The sequence below is a fragment of the Psychrobacter phenylpyruvicus DSM 7000 = NBRC 102152 genome, from assembly GCF_000685805.1.
Lineage (GTDB): Bacteria > Pseudomonadota > Gammaproteobacteria > Pseudomonadales > Moraxellaceae > Psychrobacter > Psychrobacter phenylpyruvicus.
Genome location: NZ_JMKP01000016.1, coordinates 47,339 through 63,980, shown reverse-complemented (window position 1 = coordinate 63,980; position 16,642 = coordinate 47,339). Strand labels below are relative to the sequence as shown.

Genomic DNA, 16,642 nt, shown 5'->3' with positions numbered 1-16,642 from the left:
ATTGTCTGACTGCTTTAATATACAGAAAGTACGTGCTAGAGATTTATGGCATTTGTCTCATCGTTTAACGCGTAAGATTCTGGCGCATAATTTCTTTTTTCTTTTTAATAAAAAACTTGGTACCCCGCCTCTTCAGTTTGAATTGCTAATAAAGTGTTGAGAGTGGGGTAAATATTGATATTACCGGCAAAATGCCAAGCTATTTTTACAGCTAATGGGAGCCCTACTAAGGCTAACCTCTCAAATCAGGTAGATAAATCCCATAAAAAAAACCGCCAAATCATACCCAACCTAATTAGGAGGTAAGACGGCGGTTTTGGTTCAGTCTAAGTGGAACTAAAAATAGTGAATTAAGAATGTAGCGGCTTAGTGAACTCAAGCTGTCTTACTTTTTAACCACTGGGTAATTAATACATGACCGTAATAAATACTCAAAGGTGAAATAGGTAATAACAAACTCACTAATGCCTTCTTCTTTTACAGGTGAAGTTATTGATAGAACGTCATCACTTACCTAAAAAGAAAAACCTCTACGGCGTTGCTTGAGGTTATGAGCTTGATAACTAAATGTTATCATAGTTACCAAGCCTATTGCTAGATAATGCTATGGATTATAAAAATACAATTTTTGCCATTAAGATAATGGTCAGTACCCAGACTGCCACACTTACTTGATTAAATTTACCAGTTAATACTTTTACCACGGTATAAGTAATAAAGCCTAAAGAGATACCATCAGCAATTGAGTAAGTTAACGGCGTCAATAGTAGTACTACTGCCACAGGAGCCGCTTCAGTTAAGTCTTCCCAATCTATGTCCTTTAAGGTATATAACATTAATACCGAAACATAGAAAATAGCGCCTGCGGTAGCATAAGCGGGAATCATGCCTGCCAATGGTGCAAAGAAAATACTTAATAAAAACAACACGCCTACAGTCACGGCCATAAGACCTGTACGGCCACCAGCAGCTACCCCTGCTGTACTTTCAACAAAGCTGGTAGTGGAAGAAGTCCCTAGTAATGAGCCGGCTACTGTCGCCGTAGAGTCCGCCAATAAAGCTTTATCTAAGTTAGGGATATCGCCATTTTTATCTACTAAGCCTGCTTTATTGGTTACCCCAATTAGGGTTCCTGAGGTGTCAAATAAGTCGACGAATAAGAAGGCAAAAATCACACTGATCATGCCAATATCAAACGCACCTGCAATGTCTAGTTGCATAAAAGTAGGTGCAATGGAAGGCGGCATGGACATTACCCCATTAAAGGGCACATTTCCAGTTATAACCGCAATAACGGTCACGGCCAAAATCCCAATGGTTACCGCACCTGGTACATTACGGTAGACCAAGCCAATGATCAAAAAGAAGCCCAATGCGGCCATCATAGGCGAGAACTGTTGTAAATTCCCTAGACTGACAAAAGTGGCTTCGTTAGCTACGATAACGCCTGAGCTCTTCAAGGCAATAAAAGCCAAGAAAGCACCAATACCAGCAACGATACCTTGTTTTAAGCTATTTGGAATGGCATTAATAACCCATTCGCGAATCTTAAATAAGCTTAAGAAAACAAAGATACAGCCCGATAAGAAGACCGCCCCTAAAGCGGTCTGCCAGGTGTAACCCATGCCCAGTACTACGCCATAGGTAAAAAAAGCGTTCAATCCCATACCGGGTGCTAAGGCTACTGGAAGGCGGGCATAAATACCCATGATGAAACAGCCTACTGCCGCAGCCAAACATGTGGCCACAAACACTGCCCCACTATCCATGCCTGCATCTGCAAGAATATTTGGGTTAACAAAAATAATGTATGCCATCGTTAAAAACGTAGTAATCCCTGCTAGGATTTCTGTTCTTATCGTGGTGTTTTGACCGTCAATGCCAAAATAGCGCTCAATTGCATTCATAGGTAGTAGCCTGAGTATATTTGCGTTGAAAAACCAAAAGAGGGAGCTGCTTAGGTAGAAAAGATAAGCTTGTCTTTTTGCTTAACCCTTTTACTTAACCAAAGACAGACAATAAGAAATACTGCATTAATATAATAAAAAAAGGACAGATTATATAGGATTCGCGTTAAAACTAGTACACTTTTGACCAATAATTCATCAAATTCTATGTAAAGTCTTCTATTATTAAACAGTTAGAGAAGATTATTGAGCAGTTTTGAGTATTGCTGATAGATTAAGGCAAATAATCTAATTATTGCATGAGTTTATAAGGCCATTTGGAAGTAGTAGAATCAGCATAGGTTAAGGTATAATGTAGCCCTACTATATTAGGCCCGCTTGTACTTATACCGGTACTGGCGCTTATGCTTACAACTGGTAGCTAAAAACCATATTTGTAGTGATAATAGCAGCTGCTTCATATTTTGCCTTATCTCCACCTTATTTTCCTTTAATCTCTATTTTATTTAGCCTTTTATAACCTCAAGTGAGTTATTCATGTCAGAGCTGTCAGATTCTATCAACCTTATTAGTCTCATTACCAATGCCAGCTTATTGGTTCAGATTGTTATGGCTATCTTATTATTAGCCTCCATCATTTGTTGGGTGCTGATTTTCCGTTTGAGCGCACGACTAGGTACAGCCAAGCGCCAAGATCAGCATTTTGAAAACTGGTTTTGGTCAGGAGAAGATTTGGCGAAACTGTATCAAGGGATTCAGAACTCACCGGATCGTCATGGACTGGCCAATATATTTTATGTCGGCTTTTCTGAATTCTTACGCATGAATAAAAAACGTCAGCCCAAAGATCATATTATCGATGGCGTAGAACGTAAGCTTCGTGTGGGTCTTGGCCGTCAGCAACAGTCATTAGAATCAGGCCTAGCAGTATTGGCGAGTATTGGCTCAGTGTCTCCTTACATTGGTTTATTTGGCACCGTTTGGGGAATAATGAATGCCTTTATCGGTCTATCTGAAGCATCACAAGTTAGCTTATCTGCTGTGGCTCCAGGTATTGCTGAAGCCTTAATCGCTACCGCTATGGGTCTATTTGCCGCTATCCCAGCGGTCTTGGCCTATAACCATTTTACCGCCAAAGCAGCCGGCATTTACGACAGCCGCGCCCTATTTTGTGATGAGATGACTGGTATGCTACAACGTGAGACTCACGAAACAGCTACTCCTACTCAAAATGATCCTGCGGTTGTTGCTCAAAACATTCAGTCCCCTCTGGTATAAAAGGAGCACGTTATGAAAGCCAGCCCCTTTTCAAGACATAAAAAAGAGCTGAATGCCTCTATGAATGTGGTGCCCTACATTGATGTGATGTTGGTGCTATTGGTCATCTTTATGGTGACCACCCCGATGCTGACTACAGGCGTTGATGTTGACTTGCCTAAAGCCACTACGGAGAACATTGCTACCGGAGCTCAAATGCCGGTGATTATCTCTCTAAAAAGTAATGGGGAGATTTATATGAGTTATGAAAACAACATCGATACGCCTGTGCTTGAAGAGGCATTGATCGAGACTCTAATTGGCTTACAAAATAGTTCACCAGGCAATGAGGTGCAAGTCATGATTAATGCTGACCAAAACAATCAATATGGTATGGTAATGCAGTTGATGGCTAACCTACAAAAAGCTGGGATAAAAAAAGTAGGCTTATTAACTGGTCAGCCCCTGCCTACTAATCTTAATTAGTTACAATATAAACTACTTAAAAATTTATAAGCTAGCTCTCTTGCTATAAAGTTATAAACCAGCTACAAAACCATTAACAGCCTGACCAAACCAGACTAAGCTTAGACCCTACTATTTAACTAAAATTTTGAGACTATTACTGTGCTAAATCGAGCGCCTAGTGTTTACGTTCCTGTAGAGCCTGAAGATAATGGCATCGTCCTGCCAGCTGTCTTAAGCTTAATCGTGCATGGCTCTATATTGGCATTTATTGCTTTGTCGTACCAAGTTCCTAAGATTGAAGACAATCAGGCTATTGAGACCAGCATCATCACCCCTGAGGAGTTGGCAAGCTTGCAAGCGGATATTCAGGCCAACCGTGAGTCTCTGGCTGCTGGTGAGATTCCCGAGACCCCTGAGATCAACCATCAGCCACCAGCTACCAATAATGACCCCTCCTATATTGGTAGTGATTCGGTCTTCTCCAGAGGCATATCCTCTATTTTTAATAGAAGGATAGAGCTTGCTCCAGAGCCTATGGGTGCCAATGACAGTAGTGATCCTGTCTTTACTGAACTAAATGAACTTCCGGAGAGCAGTCACACAGAAGAGTTTGCAGACACTACAGCAGTGGAGTCTACTGACAATTCAAAAACAACAAAAAATATTCCAAAAGTAACCCCTAATAGCAATAGCAATAGCAATAACCAAGATCAGCTTAGTGCCACTTTCCCCTCAGAATCTACATCCAAACCTACAGGCGGTGGTAGCAGCAAATATAGTAGTGGTGACATCACTGGCGCTCTGGTAAGCCTGATTGAACCTCATTGGACGCCACCAGTGGGCAAGGTCGGTGCCGCTGTCTCGGTATCAGTAACCGTTGATGAAAACGGCAACGTGCTAAGTGTTACTGCCAATACCTCTGATCCAGCACTCAAGGAGTCTTTGGAATCGGCGGTCAACCGAGCAAGTCCCCTCACCCCGGTTATTGGCACCAACAAACGTCGACTGAAACTTAACTTCGTCGTTCGATAAGGCAGGCAAGGTAAATTAATGGCTTAGATATGAGTGAGGGTTTAAACTTAGGTGCAACCATCAACAATCACCAGTGTTATCTTTGATGCGACTGTCTTTAACGGTTTATTTTGCCAAGTTGCTTTTTTTGATAAGTTGCTTTTTTTTGCTAAATTACTTCTGTTGACAAGCTGCTTTGCTAAAGCGAACAATACTAAGGACTACTAAGGACTCATGACATATCTCTAGCATTGAGATTGCTTGACGCAGATGGCTGTTGTAAATTACTGTTTTAAGCTTTACTTCTTACTCTGTCCTTTATATGCTCCTCTTATCCGAATTCTAAGATAGGCTTTATAACTCCATGAAAAAAACTAAAATGATAAATACTGAGTACCCAACCATTCGCTCTAAAAAACAACTAACCACCAGCTTGTCTTGTGCCCTATTGGCATCGCTAGGCCTGATAGTCGGCGTAAGCGCCCACGCAGAAGAAGACTACGACTTAGAGGTAACCATCTCCAAAAAAGGAGAAGTAAGTCAAAACCAAGTGGCCTTTGTGCCTTTTGCTGGCGATAGCAACACCTCACAAATTATCCAAAAAGACTTGCAAGCCACTCCCTTAAAAGTGACCAGCGAAGGCTTAATTGGTCAACCACACAGTCGCGATGATTTAGCGGCAACGCTACCAGCTTGGCAGCAGTTAGGCATTCCATACATGGTCATTGGTAGCAGCAAAAGTGTTGCTGGCAATACCACCATTACTTTTGAAGTAATTGAAGTGGCCAAAGGTAGAATTATCAGAGGCACACAGACGGTTACAGCAGCAGACAGTAAGACAGCGGCTCACAAAGCCTCCGGCCTTATTTATGAACTAATTACCGGTAAGAAGTTAGACCTAAATGCTCGTATTATCTATGTAGAAGAGCAAGGTAGTGGTAAGTCAAAAACCTCTGCTTTGGTATTAATAGATGCTGATGGTAGTAACAAACGTGTGCTGACTCGAGTCACTGATGCCTCTATCTATAGCCCAGCAGTATCTCCTGATGGTCGTTCAGTCGCCTACTCTGTGCAGCTAAAAGACAACAGTGCGCACTTATGGAAGTATAATCTTCAGAACAGTCAACTGACTCGCTTAGTTGACATGAAAGGCAGTAGCTTGAACCCTAGCTTCTCCTCCGATGGCTCAAAGATTTTATTCTCGAGCACAGTGAATGGTGATGCAGACATTTATCGCGTTAGTAGCAGTGGCGGTAAACCAGAGTTGGTCATGTCTGGCCCTTATGAGCAGGTCACACCAAGCTACGCACCGAACGGAAGCTTTGTCTATGCCTCGGATCACGCCAGCCCCAATCGCCCGAGCATTTATCGTTATAACTTCTCAGGCTCACCAGTAAGAATCTCACGAGGTGGCTATGCTACCAACCCTAACTACAGTCCTGATGGCACAAAGATCGGCTTCTTAAATGGACGCAGTGCAGCGATTATGAGCAATAACGGCTCTATTATTGCCAACTTTGGGGCTACCGGCTTAGATGAAGCTCCTAAATTCTCACCGAGTGGCGAGCGTGTGGTGTATTCTCAGGGTGCCAAAAACGGTAACTTAGTTATCCGTTTTGTAGATGGGGGCAAAGTGATTACGCTACCGACTCAAGGTATTGCCAAATCTCCAACTTGGGTCCCTAGCGCCAAATAGCTAGTATTTCCCCTATTTTACTTACACTCTTTTTTAGTTATAAAAAACAAAAAAATCTCAGTTCTAAAACTGAGATTTTTTATTTAATCAGACTTTTATTTATCAGACTAAGAGAAAGCCATTGCACTTTATCTCATTTAATACTTACTATGTTCAGCTACTGCTGGATTAAAGCTTTTTTATCCTGCAACATCTTTCAACGATTTACTATAGTGAGTGACTATGTTTTTAATACCAAAAAAATCTATATTATTACTAGGGCTAACTGCTTTGACAACCTTTATGACAGGGTGTCAAAACATTCAAATGGCAGAGAGCCCCATTCCTGTTACTGCTGATTTTCCTAGCCCGTTAATCGTCAATAGCGCATCAATTCCAAACCCGGCTGCTACTGACAACCAAAAATTACCGCTGGTCTCTAGCTCCAACCAATAACTTAAGGTTAATCAAAAACTTTAGGTTCACCAATAACTTAAGACTAACTTTCTTCGTCTACTGGCAATTTTGGCGGCTGATTAATCAAGGTTTGTGCCAGATGCTCCCCAAACAGCTTGGCTGAATTGATATCACCCTCGCCTGGTGTGATCTCTGGTGAGGCGTTCCCGGACTGGGTCATTAAACCCATAAAACTGGATAAACGGTTGATGTCTTGCTCGCTATGACCAGTCGGCATTACTGGGAAGCCCGCCCAGTTCATACCATGCTGCATACTAAAGCCAAAAATCTGCTGTAAGGCCGCCAGCTTATCGCCACTCAGCCCACCAGAGTTAGCAAATCCTGCTGCCCATTTGCCATGCCATTTACGATGAAACCAGCGCTTAGAGGTACTGTCCATAAAGGTCTTAAATTCAGCAGTAACACTGCCCATATAGACTGCGCTACCGAAGACCATCATTTGGGCAGCATCGGCAAATTCCCAATCCATATCATCTACATCTAACGCTCGGACTTCTACTTTATCTTGGGCATAGTCTCGAGCACCTTGTTCTATAGCTAGAGCAACCTTACGGGTATGCCCATAGTTACTATGATAGACAACAGCCATCTTCAGCGCTTCATCCAGCGTACTGGAGTTTACAATACTAGCTTTATCAGTCATGAGTGGTAAGCATCCTAATATTAGATAAAGGGCCTATTTAACCTAACCTAGACCCAATTTGCAAATTTAGCCAACAATCTACAACACAATAAGCTTAAGTCTTAAGTTTAACGACTAGTAACGCCATACGGCCAGTATTGCCCTCACCTAAATGAGTCTTTCTACGATAAGAATAATAACTGCTGTCCTCATAACTACAGGCCAAAGCAGGACCAGCTTTTGATTCATCACTCAAAGTTGTAGGTTGCTCAACTGCTATACCTAATTGCTCAAGCTGCAACTGCGCCAATTTAGGCAGGTCTAACCAAGCTTTATTAGCATCTTCATGCGCAGCGACAATTTGTGGTCTGATTTGCTCTGCTTCCATGCCCATCTTTTCACAGCCAAGCAGCAGTTTATCTACCACATCACCAGACACCTCATAACAGGCTTGAGAGATACAAGCACCTATCCAAGCTTGTAAAGGCCAAGCTTGGATGGGTTTGACCTCTAAGTTTACAGACACTGAATTAGGCGTTAATGATGTAAGGTTAGTAAGCTCTTTATAAGCTTCAAATATTACCCCATTAGCCAGCCCCTGCCAGCCGGCATGAATAGCGGCAACCTGCTGCGTGTTTGGATCATAAATCACAATGGGCACACAGTCTGCAGTCATAATGGCCAGCGCCTGACACGACTGGGCAGTGACCAAAGCATCTGCCGCAGGGGGAGTTAAAGACAAGTTATCTAAATATTCATCTTCAATGCGAATCACTTGGTTGCTGTGAATTTGACTTAACCAATAAATAGCCTCAACAGCAGAATCTGTCTTCTGCTGATCAGTTTGCTCAGCCAGATATCCATTGATTAATTGTAGTAACTGCGCTCTATTATGCAGTACTTGGGCCGGATCATCATTGACATGCAGCCCCAAGTTAAAGCGGCCATAACTATTGAGCTTAGCTTTTTGTTTCTCAGTAGCGGGTTGTTTGTCAGCAGCTGTAGCCAAGTCAACTCCAGCATTGGTTTGAATGATTAATATCTCATCGGTATGAGCCAATACTTGAAACGGTTTTTTTTGGCTTGAACTTGGGGTAATGGGATTGAACATCATAAACGCTACTCGCTCAAGATTTCTGCCAGTTCAACAATATCATCCGGTAAAGGCGCTGTGACTTCGATATCCTCGCCAGTCTCTGGATGCACAAACCCTAATTGATACGCATGCAGCGCCTGACGCGGGAAGTTTTGAATGGCATCACGCTGCTCTTGGGTCAATCCTGCTCTTAGTTGTTGACGATTACCATAGACATCATCGCCAATAATGGGATGGCCTATGTGACTTAGATGGACACGAATTTGATGGGTACGGCCGGTTTCTAATTGCACATCAAGCAAACTATAATTTTCATTTAACGGGGTAATATTCATAATATGGGTCACAGCTGGCTTACCGACGCTGGTTACCGTCATCTTGGTACGCTGGGTGCGGTGACGACCTATTGGGGCATCGATTGTGCGCTGACGAGTTAGACTTGCCACATCACCTGCAACAATACATTGATAATGACGATAGACCGTTTTATCTTTTAGCTGCTCTTGTAGCTCAAGCTGCGCCGCTTTGGTTTTACCAATGACCAATAATCCCGAAGTATTTTTATCAATACGGTGAACCAAGCCAGCCCTTGGCAAATGTGCTTGATTGGGATAATGAAACAATAGCCCATTGACCAAGGTTCCTGTCCAGTTACCAGCGCCAGGGTGGACCACCATACCCACCGGCTTATTTACCACCAGCACACTGTCATCTTCATAGACAATATCTAAAGCTATGTCTTCTGGCTGATCACTACCATGTTGTTCAAGTTTAGCTTGTAGTAGCAAGCTATCTCCAACCTTAACCCGATATTTCGGTTTTTCGACACTACCATTAATGGTCATGTTACCCGACTTTAGCCATTCTTGCAGCTGAGCACGAGAGTGATCAGCAAAAAGCTCTGCCGCCAACTTATCAATACGCTGACCAGCTTCGTCTTTAGTCACTATATGCTCAGCATGCACCTCTAAGGCTTGATTATCAGTATCTTCTTCGTCTTCATCGAAATCTTCCAGTTCATTGTGTGCCTCATAATCTACTTCATAATCTGCTGTTGATGATGATTGAAATGACTGTAAACTTTCGACTGTCGAGCTTGGCATAGAGTGGCCTTTATCTTCTGTAGCTTTATCCTCTGTAGTTTTAACCTCAGTTTTATCTTCTATAGTATTATTAGCTATAGTACTGCTAGGCGGGTTTGACTGACCTTCCGTACCACTCTGAGCCATATTATCTACAAATCCTGCTTGATTGTTGCGCGGGTTTGGGCTATTTTCCGAAGGTACTGATGACGCCTCAGAAGGCAGATTAGAGGATAGGTTATTAGAAGACATACTAGGAGATGTATTAGAAGACTTATTTGAAGGCATATTAGAAGACATAGTTATTTGGACCAAATTAAATTTTTTATTAATAAGCTAAGTGTAGCATGGTTTGGCTAATTCTCCTTATTTTAGCTTGAGAGCCGACCCTTCAAAATAGCCAGTTTAGTCCCACAAATCTATTAATTATATCCTCAATAACGCCTGATAACTGTTCCAACTAAAGCGCTAACAACATTAAGGTAGCATTCACTCTATAATCCTATACCAAAATATTAGTGTAGCGTGCTACACTAGAGCCACTAAAATTTACTAAAATATTCTGCGGAGATTTCCATGCAGCGTGCTTCAACTTCTTTATTTACTGCATTAACCCCTAATTCATCTCACTCTTCTAGTAAGACTAAGTTCACTTTGGCATTATTAGCCGCTGGTATGCTTAGCTTATCTGGTTGTCAGACTCTAAAAAATATTACTGGCAAAGACACTGACGCGGTAGCTTCTGCAGAGAAGTCGGATGCCCAGTACTATAAAGAAGCGGTAGAATCGATGGAAAAAGGACGCTATATCTATGCCTCAGAGCAATTATCTGAGCTGCGTACTTTCTACCCTACTGGCCCCTATGCCGAGCAAGCTTTATTAGACTTAATGTACAGCCAGTTCCAGTCAAGCGAATACGCCTTAGCGGTGACCAGTGCTGAACAATTTATTAAGCTATATCCTCGCAACCCTCAAGTAGATTATGCTTACTATGTCCGCGGTGTAGCCAATATGCAAACCGGTACTAGTAGCTTATTAAATGCGGCAAAATTACAGCAAGCCCATCGTGATACTTCTTACTATCGTTTGGCTTTTAGCAACTTCCAAGAGTTACTGACTAAGTTCCCAAATAGTAGCTATGCTCCAGATGCAGCGCAGCGCATGATCTATATTTACAACCAATTTGCTGAGAGTGAGCTAACAGCCGCGCGTTGGTATATTAAACGCGAAGCTCATGTTGCCGCTGCTAACCGTGCAAGATGGGTATTCCAATACTATCCTCAAAGCCAACAAATTCCCGAAGCCATTGCGATCTTGGCTTATAGCAATGAGCAATTGGGTCTAAATGATTTGGCACAGCAGTACAAAACCTTGCTACAAATCAACTATCCTGAATGGTTAACTGCTGATGGTAAGGTACGTATTAGCAACAATCGTGCTGGTAGCCTATTAAGCAGAATGACTTACGGCAAGCTGGGTCGCTCAGACAAGCGCTCAGACTCCGAGGCAGCACAAAACACTCAATATACCGGAGCCACCAAACAGCAGGTCATTCATAAAGCTGCTCAATTACAGCTGCCTACAGACGATGCCACTTTATCTGAGCAAAACTTACCGACGATCAATACCGGTCGCCGCGGCGTTAACTTAGGTCTAGGCTTACCTGAAGATACAACAAGCACTCAGCCACAGCCTCGCATTGCTAGCCCAAAAGAGATGTATCCTGATAGCAGCCCTAATGAATAAATGAGTGCTTAGCTAAAACTACGTTGTTAAAGCAATCCCTTTGAGCCACTTTATAAGCTAACCCCTTTAAAGTGGCTTATGCGTCTAAAGAATCCGTTTTTATCTGGTAAGGCCAAACGCAATTATGAGCATCCCTAGCCATATTCTTGATCAACTAAATAGCCAAGCCGATTTGGTAGGGATTATTGGCAAGCACACCACCTTAAAACGTGCCGGAAAAGAATTTAAAGGCAACTGCCCTTTTCACGGTGAAAAAACCCCCTCTTTTTATGTCAATCCCCAAAAAAACGTCTATAACTGCTTTGGGTGCGGCGTGGGTGGCAACGCCATCAGCTTTTTGCGCGACTACGAAAACCAAACCTTTATGGAAGCAGTTCAAGAGTTGTCACGTCAGACAGGGGTTGAGATACCCAAAGAAGATAACAAAAATTTACGCTATAAAAGAGCGCCAAAACAAAGCGCGCCACCACCGCCTCAGCCGCCTATCAAACAGCCCCAAGACGCTTCTACAACAAGCAGCTCTGGCAATTTAAACGGCAATAGCGTCGGCTTTGAGCCTAATAATGGGTCTAACACCAACAATTCCTCCAATGTCAGTGGCACAAATAACTTTGAGTCAGCCCCTGTCTCTGATGACAGTGCCGGCTACTTTGATGAGGCCAGTTATTATAACTCTGCGCCCCCTGCTGACTGGAACTCAGGCTTCTACCCTGAAGACGTTGCCCCCTTTGACCCTAGTATGGGCTCTGCTCCCGATTATCAGTCCGGCTCTCCCTACAATCAGCCTCAAAATAGTCAGCAAGATAGCCAAGAGGGCGACCTGTATGACTTATTGGTGAGTGTCAGTGAGTTTTATCAACATAACTTACGTAATAACTCACGGGCCATGGCTTATTTTAAAGAGCGGGGTCTAACCGACAGCACTATTGAAGAGTTTAAGCTCGGCTATGCCCCAAGCGGTTGGCAGCATTTAGAGCAAGCTTTCCCACGGGATATAGAGGGCTTAAAAGCTTTGGGATTGGTACGCAATTCTGAAAAAGGGCGTGATTATGACTTGCTGCGTGATCGGGTAATTTTCCCGATCCGAGACAATCAAGGCAGGGTGATAGCCTTTGCTGGACGTGCCTTGGACAATGAAGTAAATCCCAAATACATCAACTCTAGTGACTCACCGATATTCCATAAGCAGCACGTTCTGTATGGCTATTATGAGTCTAGGCAGCATAGAGCCAATGACTGGCTAGTGGTCGAAGGCTACATGGATGTCATTGCTCTATATCAAGCAGGCATCTACGGCGCAGTAGCTTCAATGGGAACGGCCATTAATGAGAGCCAAATCTCGCGCTTATTACAATTAAACCCTACCCTAACTTTGTGTTTTGATGGGGATAGTGCGGGTCAAAAAGCAGCGTGGCGTACCCTTGAGGTCGCATTGCCGGTACTTAGTGATGACAAAGAGCTGCGCTTTTTGACCCTGCCTGGTGGCCATGATCCCGATACTTACGTGTCTTTACAAGGGGTAGAGGCCATGCGTGAGCAAATCAAAAACGCCATGCCTTTATCGCAATATATTTTTGCCTACTTAAGTGAGAGATATGACTTAAGCTTGGCTGAGGGCAAAGCGAAACTGATGTCTCAAGTGAGACAGCTGACCAACAACTTACCAAAAGGCTCAAGCTTTAAGTATCTGCTGAATAATGACATCTACCAAAAACTGGGCGGCCGAAAAGGTCAAAAGAGCTCAGCTCATGATGTGTTATTAGACTTCGACAGCGACATGACAGTCAGCCGCATGTTGGAGCTGTGCTTGTTGTTTTCCCCCAATTTGATGCAAGAAGACCCCATTGCACGCATATGGCAAGAGTCTGGTGTGGCAGATATTGAACTATATCCGCAGCGCTCAAAACCAAAAAATGAGCAGGCTGCTGATGCCAATAAAGCTTCCGCTAAAGCGCCCGTCACACCCCCTATCAATGTCTCTACTACTAGGTCGCCTGCTAAAGGGGCTATCAAGGCACCGCCTCTACCGAGTTGGCAAGATTTTGACAGCCCAAGCTTGGTGCAGCTTACTGAGACCATAAATACTCTAGCGCCTCATCTGCCCAAAGACACCAATGCCGCTGCCCACTTTATCCTAGCCAATCTACCGGCTAACATGCAGCAGACCTTGGCCCAGCGTTGGTTTCCTTTTTGGTCCAATTTAAATAAGCGCGGTATCATCGATGTCGATGAGCTGTTCGATGATTTGTTGGTACAACTACTGTTACAAGCCTTGTCCAAGCAAATGTCACAATCTAAGAGTATTATTATCACCTCATATCTAAACCGCCAACGTCAGACCTTAATAAATTGGTCGAAGCAGCAACAGGCCAAACAATCAAATAAGATGGATTAAAGGGGTTTATTTGGCGTATTGAAACTTTATTAAGCTGTTGTTTATCCATACAATAGGCTCTAAGGCTTTAAAAAATGGGCAATGGCCCCATATCATTAGTATCACCGGGTAGTACCTAAGCAAATACTGAACCCATATCAGCGTTAGTTTTTATCACTGAAGGTCGTATTTGCGGTGCTGATTTGGATATTATGTTATAATATCGGACTAAAATCTTTTACTCTTTGGCTGCAGATTTGGTTGCTCAACTTACAGTATATAGCTTTTGCAAAAACTACAACAATAAGACAACAATCTGGCCTACTAAAAAGCGAATGCACCCCCACTCTACCTTTAACCCACATCTTCTATTGCAAGCGAGATATTATGACCGATAAGGCAGCCTCTCAATCTACCTCTCAACTAGCCACCCTAATTCAAATGGGTAAAGAGCAAGGCTATTTGACTTATGCTGAGGTGAACGACCAACTTCCCGCCTCAATTACCGAAAGCGACCAAATTGAAGACATCGTTCAAATGCTTACGGATGTTGGTATTAAAATTTTTGAATCAGCACCGGATGCTGATGATATCTTGATGAACGATGGGGCCAATGATGATGAAATGGCCACTGATGAAGCAGCCGCTGTATTAGCCGCTGTAGAAACAGAACCAGGTCGTACCACTGACCCTGTACGTATGTACATGCGCGAAATGGGTACCGTTGACTTATTAACCCGTGAAGGCGAGATTGTTATCGCTAAGCGTATTGAAGAAGGTATCCGTGATGTGCAGCACGCTATGGCTTACTGGCCTGGCACTGTGCAATTTATCCTTGATGAATATGATCTAGTAGAAGCTGGCGAGAAGAAGCTTTCTGACGTTATCACTGGCTTTTTAGATCCAGAAGAGCTTGAGCCGGTTGAAGAAGACGAAGAAAAAGTACCTGTCATCACCACCAAATCTAAAGCCAAAGATGTGGATGATGATGAGGAAGAAGACGTTGAAGAAGAAGAGGAAGAAGCAGAAGAAGCTGGTGGCCTAGATCCAGAACTTGTGCGTCAGCGTGTCGAAGAGATTCGCGAGCTATTTGCTGTTGCCAAACAAGCTTTAGAAGAGTATGGCCGTGGTAGTCCGCAAGCTGAAGAAGCTTATGCCAAGATGGCCGACCGCTTTATGCTATTGAAGTTAAATAACCGTATGTCTGACAACGTGATGGCTATCATGCACGATGTTTATGATGATGTGCGTAAGCAAGAGCGTCAAATCATGCGTTTGGTTATTCGCCGCGGAAAAATGCCACGTGCAGAGTTCCGTAAGACCTTCCCAAGTAACGAAACCAACGTTGACTGGTTAACCGATCGTCTAAAAGGCAATCCTAAATTTGCCGATAGCTTAGCCAAAGTAGTTGACGACGTAGTGGTATTACAGCGCCGTATTAAAGACCATGAAAACAGACTTGGCATGCAAATCAGCGAGATGAAAGAAGTCGCTCGCCGTATGGCCATTGGGGAAGCAAAAGCCCGCCGTGCCAAAAAAGAAATGGTTGAAGCCAACTTACGTCTGGTAATCTCTATTGCCAAAAAATACACCAACCGTGGTTTACAGTTCTTGGATTTAATTCAAGAAGGTAACATTGGTTTGATGAAAGCGGTAGATAAGTTTGAATACCGCCGTGGTTATAAGTTCTCAACTTACGCTACTTGGTGGATTCGTCAGGCCATTACCCGTTCAATCGCTGACCAGGCTCGTACTATTCGTATCCCGGTCCACATGATTGAAACCATAAACAAAATAAACCGTGTGTCACGTCAGTTGCTACAAGAGATGGGCCGTGAACCCACTCCTGAGGAATTAGGCGAACGTTTAGAGATGGACGAAGGCAAGGTTCGTAAAGTCTTGAAAATTGCCAAAGAACCCATATCTATGGAAACACCAATCGGTGACGATGAAGATTCACACCTAGGCGACTTTATTGAGGACCAAACCATCTCAAGCCCAGTTGAAGATGCTACTTCAGCCGGCCTACAAGAAGCCACTCGTGATGTGTTGAGTAATCTAACCGAACGTGAAGCCAAAGTACTGCGTATGCGTTTTGGTATTGATATGCCAACCGATCATACTCTAGAAGAGGTCGGTAAGCAGTTTGATGTTACCCGTGAGCGTATCCGTCAGATTGAGGCCAAAGCTTTACGTAAGCTACGCCATCCTTCACGCTCTGAGCACCTACGCTCATTTTTAGAAAATGACTAAGTATTAGCCACACCATTACTTATTCACTAAAAAAAGCTGGGGGTTCTCAGCTTTTTTTATACTTCAAAAACAATGGGAGATGCCAATTATGGCTAACAAAAAAATCGATATGACTCGCGACTTAACTCTACACAGAAACCCTCTTGCCAAAAAGACCGACATCCAAAACCTACACTTATGGGAGTTCCCAATGGACTACCCCATGAGCATTATTGGTCATGAAGGTGAGCATGATACTCTACTAAATGAAGTTAAGCTTATTTTAGGCACTCAGTTCCCTGAATTTGACACCGAAAGCCTAACTGTAAAACAATCAAGTACCGGCCGTTTTACCTCAGTGCGTGCTAAGTTATACTTCACTGAAGCCGAGCAAGTGAACGAGCTTTATGCAGCACTGGATAAAGCAAAAACCGTTCGCACCGTGGTGTAAATATCTTTAGTCAATAGCACCTTAACTGAGTCACTATTTTATACATTAGCCACGGCTGAGCTTCCATAATCTAGCTTCACAACATAGCTTCAAAATATAGTTAAAAAAAAGAGCAGGCATCCCTGCTCTTTTTATTTGCGTTTTATTTAGGTTTTATTTTAACCGCTCAAAATGAATTAATTTACAGGTTAAAAGTTTTAGCTGAACAAAGCTAAACCCATTTACTCTCATTTACAATTTAGTA

Annotated in this window: 13 protein-coding genes and 1 pseudogene; 10 read left to right on the top strand and 4 right to left on the bottom strand. The window is 43.1% G+C overall.

The genetic code is table 11. From position 1 onward, the window contains the following. A pseudogene (locus G561_RS15340) lies at positions 1–160 on the top strand (IS982 family transposase); the annotation flags it as partial. 451 nt (positions 161–611) lie between these two features. Here G561_RS15340 and G561_RS0107780 read toward each other — a convergent pair. After that, entirely contained in the window at positions 612–1,907 is a 1,296-nt protein-coding gene (locus tag G561_RS0107780; RefSeq protein WP_028859035.1) for an NCS2 family permease, read from the bottom strand. A 537-nt stretch (positions 1,908–2,444) separates the two neighbouring features. Between G561_RS0107780 and tolQ the strand changes: the two genes are divergently transcribed. The 5 genes from tolQ (at position 2,445) to G561_RS0107755 (ending at position 6,774) form a co-directional block, all read left to right on the top strand. Continuing rightward, the gene (tolQ, locus tag G561_RS0107775) at positions 2,445–3,185 is read left to right on the top strand and encodes a protein TolQ (RefSeq protein ID WP_373277682.1); all 741 of its coding nucleotides are present in this window, start codon (positions 2,445–2,447) and stop codon (positions 3,183–3,185) included. 12 nt (positions 3,186–3,197) lie between these two features. Beyond that, positions 3,198–3,650, top strand: a complete 453-nt coding sequence (tolR, locus tag G561_RS0107770; RefSeq protein WP_028859033.1) for a protein TolR — start codon at positions 3,198–3,200, stop codon at positions 3,648–3,650. Between the two features lie 141 nt (positions 3,651–3,791). Further along, positions 3,792–4,664 (top strand): TonB C-terminal domain-containing protein, encoded by an 873-nt coding sequence (locus G561_RS0107765; protein WP_028859032.1) that lies wholly within the window; start codon positions 3,792–3,794, stop codon positions 4,662–4,664. A 343-nt stretch (positions 4,665–5,007) separates the two neighbouring features. Then, positions 5,008–6,339 (top strand): PD40 domain-containing protein, encoded by a 1,332-nt coding sequence (locus tag G561_RS0107760; protein WP_051584445.1) that lies wholly within the window; start codon positions 5,008–5,010, stop codon positions 6,337–6,339. A 270-nt stretch (positions 6,340–6,609) separates the two neighbouring features. Further along, positions 6,610–6,774 (top strand): hypothetical protein, encoded by a 165-nt coding sequence (locus G561_RS0107755; RefSeq protein WP_155954114.1) that lies wholly within the window; start codon positions 6,610–6,612, stop codon positions 6,772–6,774. 43 nt (positions 6,775–6,817) lie between these two features. Here G561_RS0107755 and G561_RS0107750 read toward each other — a convergent pair whose 3' ends face one another. From G561_RS0107750 to G561_RS0107740, 3 genes are all read right to left on the bottom strand, one after another. After that, entirely contained in the window at positions 6,818–7,438 is a 621-nt protein-coding gene (locus G561_RS0107750; protein ID WP_028859029.1) for a flavodoxin family protein, read from the bottom strand. Positions 7,439–7,532: 94 nt separating this feature from the next. Further along, complete coding sequence (locus G561_RS14275) at positions 7,533–8,531, bottom strand: purine nucleoside phosphorylase YfiH/LACC1 family protein (RefSeq protein WP_081794415.1); 999 nt, start codon at positions 8,529–8,531, stop codon at positions 7,533–7,535. A gap of 5 nt (positions 8,532–8,536) precedes the next feature. Beyond that, positions 8,537–9,895: an RluA family pseudouridine synthase gene (locus G561_RS0107740; RefSeq protein WP_028859028.1), complete on the bottom strand. Its 1,359-nt coding sequence runs from the start codon at positions 9,893–9,895 to the stop codon at positions 8,537–8,539. Between the two features lie 276 nt (positions 9,896–10,171). Between G561_RS0107740 and G561_RS0107735 the strand changes: the two genes are divergently transcribed. The 4 genes from G561_RS0107735 to G561_RS0107720 all read left to right on the top strand — a co-directional run bounded on the left by G561_RS0107735 (position 10,172) and on the right by G561_RS0107720 (position 16,398). Continuing rightward, entirely contained in the window at positions 10,172–11,341 is a 1,170-nt protein-coding gene (locus tag G561_RS0107735) for an outer membrane protein assembly factor BamD (RefSeq protein ID WP_028859027.1), read from the top strand. A gap of 124 nt (positions 11,342–11,465) precedes the next feature. Further along, a complete protein-coding gene (dnaG, locus tag G561_RS0107730; protein ID WP_028859026.1) occupies positions 11,466–13,736 on the top strand; it encodes a DNA primase in 2,271 nt (756 codons plus the stop codon). Positions 13,737–14,102: 366 nt separating this feature from the next. Then, on the top strand, positions 14,103–15,968 hold the full coding sequence (gene rpoD, locus G561_RS0107725) for an RNA polymerase sigma factor RpoD (RefSeq protein WP_028859025.1): 1,866 nt from the start codon (positions 14,103–14,105) through the stop codon (positions 15,966–15,968). A 109-nt stretch (positions 15,969–16,077) separates the two neighbouring features. Continuing rightward, entirely contained in the window at positions 16,078–16,398 is a 321-nt protein-coding gene (locus G561_RS0107720; RefSeq protein WP_051584450.1) for a DUF493 domain-containing protein, read from the top strand. Positions 16,399–16,642: the final 244 nt, after the last annotated feature.